We start from the raw sequence: 5343 nt of genomic DNA, 5'->3' as shown, positions 1-5343 counted from the left end.
CCCCGACGCCCTCACCGTAGAGAAGGAGTCCGCCGAGTGGATGTCATCTTCGACAACCTCGATCTGTGGCGCCAAGGCATCACGCTGACGCTGATGGTCTTCGTCTTCGGAGGCCTCATCGCCCTCGTGCTCGGCACGATCGTCGGGGCGATGCGCGTGTCCCCCGTGCCGATCGCCCGCGGCGTCGGCACGCTGTACGTCACGCTCGTGCGCAACACCCCCCTCACACTCGTGCTGTTCTTCTTCGTGTTCGGGTACAGCGCGCTGGCGCTCCCGACGCTGTCGAACACGATGCTGGGCATCCTCGCGATCGGCACCTACACCGCGACGTACGTCGCGGAGACGCTCCGCGCGGGCATCAACACGGTGCCCGTCGGGCAGGCGGAGGCCGCCCGTGCGATCGGCCTGCCGTTCGGCCAGGTGATGACCCTCATCGTCCTGCCGCAGGCGTTCCGGTCGATCGTGCCGCCCATGATGAGCGTGTTCATCGCGCTGCTGAAGAACACGACGGTCCTCGCCGGGTTCTCGGTCGCCGTGCTCCCCGCGCTGCAGATGACCATCTCCAACTCGCACACGCGTCCCGGCAGCCCGATGGAGGTGCTGCTGTGGTCGGCCGCCTTCTTCGTGGCGGTCGTCATGCTGCTCACCTGGCTGCAGCGCACCCTCGAGAAGCGGTGGAGGATCGCACGATGACTTCCGTCCTGTACGACGTCCCCGGCCCCCGGGCGCAGCGCCGCAACGCGATCCTCGCGGTCGCGACCGTCGTGGTCGTCCTCGCCGTGCTCGGCTTCCTCGGCTGGCGGCTGGCGCTCACCGGCCAGTTCGCCGCCGCGAAGTGGAACGTGTTCACCTACACGGCCGTGTGGGCCTCGATCGGGCAGATGCTGCTCAACACCCTCAAGGCGTTCGCGCTGGCCGCGGTGCTCAGCCTCGCCCTCGGGTTCGTGCTCGCGATCGGGCGCCTCTCGGATCACGCGTGGGTGCGCGGTCCCGTCACGGTCGTCACCGAGGCGTTCCGCGCCGTGCCCGTGCTCGTGATGATGATGATCCTCTACTACGGGCTGCCGACGCTCGGCGTGAAGATGGATCCGTACTGGGCCGTCGTCCTCGCGCTCATGGCGTACAACGGGTCGGTCCTCGCGGAGGCGCTCCGGGCGGGCGTCGAGTCGCTCCCCACCGGCCAGAAGGAGGCGGGCTACGCCATCGGGCTGCGCAAGAGCGGCGTGATGACGCTGATCCTCCTGCCGCAGGCCGTCCGCGCGATGCTGCCCGTCATCATCGCCCAGCTCGTCGTGACGATGAAGGACACCGCCCTCGGCTTCATCATCACCTACCAGGAGCTCCTCTACTACGCGAAGCTCCTCGGCGCTCAGCAGGGGCGGCCGATCCTCCAGGCGGCGTTCGTCATCGGCGGCATCTACATCGTGCTGTGCCTCCTGCTCTCGCTCGCCGCGAAGCTCGTGGAGAAGCGCCTCGCGAAGTCGCCGAAGGTCCGCGTCGTGGCGAACGCCGAGCGCCTGCGCGAGGACGCGACGGTCACCGAGACGATCGGCGTGCAGGATCTCGCCGAGCTCGATCAGGCGGAGAAGGATCGCAAGAAGCTCACCTGATGCGGCCTCCCGCGCCCGTCGGAGCGCCCGCGACCCGCCCGGTCGCGGGCGCTCCGACGTCCTCCCCGTCGGCGCACGGGGAACCCGACTAGACTCGTGCCTCGTGTCTGACGTTCCCGAGATCTCTCCCGAGGGGGTCGAAGCCGCCGTCGCCGACGCGCTCGCGGCGATCGCCGATGCCCCCGACACCGCCGCGCTGAAGCAGGTCCGCGCCGCCCACCAGGGCGAGGGCAGCCGGCTCGCCGCGTTCAACGCGCAGATGCGCAGCGTGCCGAAGGAGCGCAAGGCCGAGTTCGGCAAGCTCGTCGGCCAGGCTCGCGGCCGTGTCACGCAGGCGCTCGTCGCCCGCGAGGAGGAGCTCGCGGAGGCCGAGACGCACGCGCGGCTGCAGGCCGAGAGCCTCGACATCACCGCGATCGGCTCGCGCACGCGCCAGGGCGCGCGCCACCCGATCGCCCTCATGCAGGAGCGCATCTGCGACCACTTCGTCGCGATGGGCTGGGACATCGCCGAGGGGCCGGAGCTCGAGCACGAGTGGTTCAACTTCGACTCGCTGAACATCGACGAGGACCACCCGGCGCGTCAGGAGCAGGACACCTTCTACGTGGATCCGGCCGAGCGGCACCTCGTGCTGCGCACGCAGACGAGCCCCGTGCAGATGCGCACGATGCTCGAGCGCGATCTGCCGATCCACATGCTCTCGCCGGGCAAGGTCGCCCGCACGGACGAGTTCGACGCGACGCACCTCCCCGTGTTCACGCAGGCCGAGGGGCTCGTCATCGACAAGGGCATCACGATGGCCCACCTCAAGGGCACCCTCGATCACCTCGCGAAGCAGCTGTTCGGCGAGGAGGCGAAGACGCGCCTGCGCACCAACCACTTCCCGTTCACCGAGCCGAGCGCCGAGTTCGACCTCTGGCACCCGACCTTCTCGGGCGGGGCGCGGTGGATCGAGTGGGGCGGCTGCGGGATGGTGAACCCCCACGTGCTGCGTGCGGCGGGCATCGACCCCGAGGTCTACAGCGGCTTCGCGTTCGGGATCGGAATCGAGCGGGCTCTCATGTTCCGCAGCGACGTACAGGACATGCGCGACATGGCCGAGGGCGATGTGCGCTTCAGCGAGCAGTTCGGGATGGTGGTGTGATGCGCGTTCCGCTTTCGTGGCTGCGCGAGTTCGTCGAGGTCCCCTCGGAGGCCACGACCGACGACGTGTTCGCGTCGCTCGTGTCGGTCGGCTTCGAGGAGGAGGAGGAGATCGGCTTCGACGTGACGGGTCCCGTCGTCGTCGGGCAGGTGCTCTCGTTCGAGGTCGAGCCCCAGAAGAACGGCAAGCTCATCCGCTGGTGCCAGGTCGACGTCGGCGAGGCGAACGGCGGCGTGCGCGGCATCATCTGCGGCGCCCAGAACTTCCACCCGGGCGACAAGGTCGTGGTGACGCTGCCGGGGGCCGTGCTGCCCGGCCCGTTCGCCATCTCGGCGCGCAAGACCTACGGGCACACGTCGGACGGCATGATCGCGTCCGCGAAGGAGCTCGGCCTCGGAGACGACCACGACGGCATCATCCGCCTGTCGGAGTGGGGCCTCGACCCGGAGGTGGGCTCCGACGCGATCTCCCTGCTCGGGCTCGACGACGTCGCGGTCGACGTCAACGTGACCCCCGACCGCGGGTACGCGCTGTCGATCCGCGGTCTCGCGCGCGAGTACGCGCTCGCTACCGGCGCCGCGTTCGCCGACCCGGCCGCCCGGCCCGCCGACGAGGTGCGCGCGGGCGAGGGCTTCCCCCTCGAGATCGACGACGCGCGTCCCCTCCGCGGACGCGCAGGCGTCGCGCAGTTCGTGGTGCGCACGGTCCGCGGCGTCGACCCGTCGCGGCCGACCCCTCCCTGGATGCGCGCGCGCCTGCAGCTCGCGGGGATCCGATCGATCAGCCTGCTCGTCGACATCACCAACTACGTCATGCTCGAGCTGGGCAACCCGATCCACGGATACGACGCCGACCGGCTCTCGGGCGGCATCGGCGTGCGCCGGGCGGCGCGGGGCGAGACCCTCACGACGCTCGACGGCGTCGCGCGCACGCTGGACGAGGAGGACCTCCTCATCGTCGACGACTCCGGACCCATCGGGCTCGCGGGCGTCATGGGCGGCGAGACGACGGAGCTCGGAGGATCGACGACGAACGTGGTGGTCGAGGCCGCGGCCTTCGACTCGGTGTCGATCGCGCGCACCGCCAGGCGGCACCGGCTGCCGAGCGAGGCCTCCAAGCGCTTCGAGCGCGGCGTCGATCCGCTCGTCGCGCACGCCGCGGCGCAGCGCGTCGTCGACCTCATGGTCGAGCTCGCCGGCGGGACGCCGGGCGACGAGGGCGCGTCGCTGCCCTTCGCATACGAGGCCTGCTCGATCGCGCTGCCCGAGAGATTCGCCTCGGGGCTCGTCGGCGTCGACTACCCCGCGGCGCGTCAGCAGGAGATCCTCGAGCGCATCGGCTGCGCCGTGTCGCGCACCGCGGACGGCTTCGCGGTCGAGCCGCCGTCCTGGCGTCCCGATCTCACGGACAAGTGGACCCTCGTCGAGGAGATCGCCCGCGTGGACGGACTCGACAAGGTGCCGTCCGTGCTCCCCGTCGCGCCCGCGGGCCGCGGATACACCCGGGAGCAGTCCGCGCGCCGTCGCGTCGCCGACGCTCTCGCGGCGTCGGGGCTCGTCGAGACGATCGCCTTCCCCTTCGTGAACCAGCAGGCGAACGATCTCCACGGGTCCGCCTCCGGCGAGGAGGTCCCGTCCGTGCGGCTCGCGAACCCGCTCGATCAGACGGCTCCGCTCCTCCGGCGATCGCTGCTGCCCGGCCTGCTGCAGACGGCGCACCGCAACCTGTCGCGCGGCACGACCGATCTCGCGCTCTTCGAGCTCGGGACGGTGTTCCTCCCTGAGGCCGGCGTGACCTACGGCACCGAGGAGAACCCGCCGCGCGCGGAGCGTCCCTCCGACGCGCAGCTCGACGAGATCCGCCGTTCGATCCCCCCGCAGCCGCGCCACGCGGCGGTGCTGTTCGCGGGCGACATCGCGCCGAAGCAGCCGGGTCGCGCCGCCGAGCGGGCCGGCCTCGAGTCGGCCCTCGACGCGGTGCGCACGATCGGCGAGGCCGCGGGCGTCGCGATCGACGTCGCCCAGGGGCAGCGCCGAGCGCTGCACCCGGGCCGCGCGGGCGTCCTGACGATCTCCGGAGAGGAGGTCGGCTACGTCGGCGAGCTGCACCCCGATGTGGCGTCCGACGCCGATCTCGTCGGCCGCGTCACGGTGGCCGAGCTCGACCTCGATCGGGTGATCGCGCTCGCGGGCGACCGGGTGACCGTGTCGTCGCTCGCGACGTACCCCGCGGCGACGCAGGACGTCTCGCTCGTCGTCCCGGCCACGACGCCCGCGGGCGACGTGCGCTCAGCCCTCGTCGCGGGCGCGGGCGACCTGCTCGAGCACGTCGCGCTCGTCGACGACTACCGGGGCCAGGGAGTGGCGGAGGGATCCAAGTCACTCACTTTCGCCCTGCGCTTCCGGGCGGCCGACCGCACGCTCACGGCCGCGGAGGCGACCGAGGCGAAGATGGCGGGCGTGTTCGTCGCCGAGCAGCGCTTCGGCGCGCAGATCCGCGACTGACCGCCGCACGCGAAAGCGGCGCAGCCCGGAAGGGCCGGTGCCCTGGGCGCGAGCCCTTCCGCTGCGGCCGTGCGCGGCGCTGAGC

4 protein-coding genes are annotated in these 5343 nt (G+C 71.5%); all 4 read left to right on the top strand.

The annotated features are described in order from the left end of the window. Positions 1 to 36: 36 nt before the first annotated feature. Positions 37 to 693, top strand: coding sequence for an amino acid ABC transporter permease (locus tag NHL53_RS14460; RefSeq protein WP_433777597.1), 657 nt, complete (start codon positions 37 to 39; stop codon positions 691 to 693). Next, positions 690 to 1610, top strand: a complete 921-nt coding sequence (locus tag NHL53_RS14455; protein ID WP_433777596.1) for an amino acid ABC transporter permease — start codon at positions 690 to 692, stop codon at positions 1608 to 1610. The genes NHL53_RS14460 and NHL53_RS14455 overlap by 4 nt, the downstream gene beginning before the upstream one ends. A gap of 103 nt (positions 1611 to 1713) precedes the next feature. After that, entirely contained in the window at positions 1714 to 2754 is a 1041-nt protein-coding gene (gene pheS, locus NHL53_RS14450) for a phenylalanine--tRNA ligase subunit alpha (RefSeq protein ID WP_433777595.1), read from the top strand. Continuing rightward, a complete protein-coding gene (pheT, locus tag NHL53_RS14445) occupies positions 2754 to 5258 on the top strand; it encodes a phenylalanine--tRNA ligase subunit beta (RefSeq protein WP_433777594.1) in 2505 nt (834 codons plus the stop codon). Before pheS ends, pheT begins: the two co-directional genes overlap by 1 nt. Positions 5259 to 5343 lie beyond the last annotated feature (85 nt).

This window comes from Microbacterium sp. gxy059, from assembly GCF_050958665.1.
GTDB lineage: Bacteria > Actinomycetota > Actinomycetes > Actinomycetales > Microbacteriaceae > Microbacterium.
The sequence above is the reverse complement of the archived record's forward strand: the minus strand, read 5'-3'. Positions and strand labels throughout refer to the sequence as shown.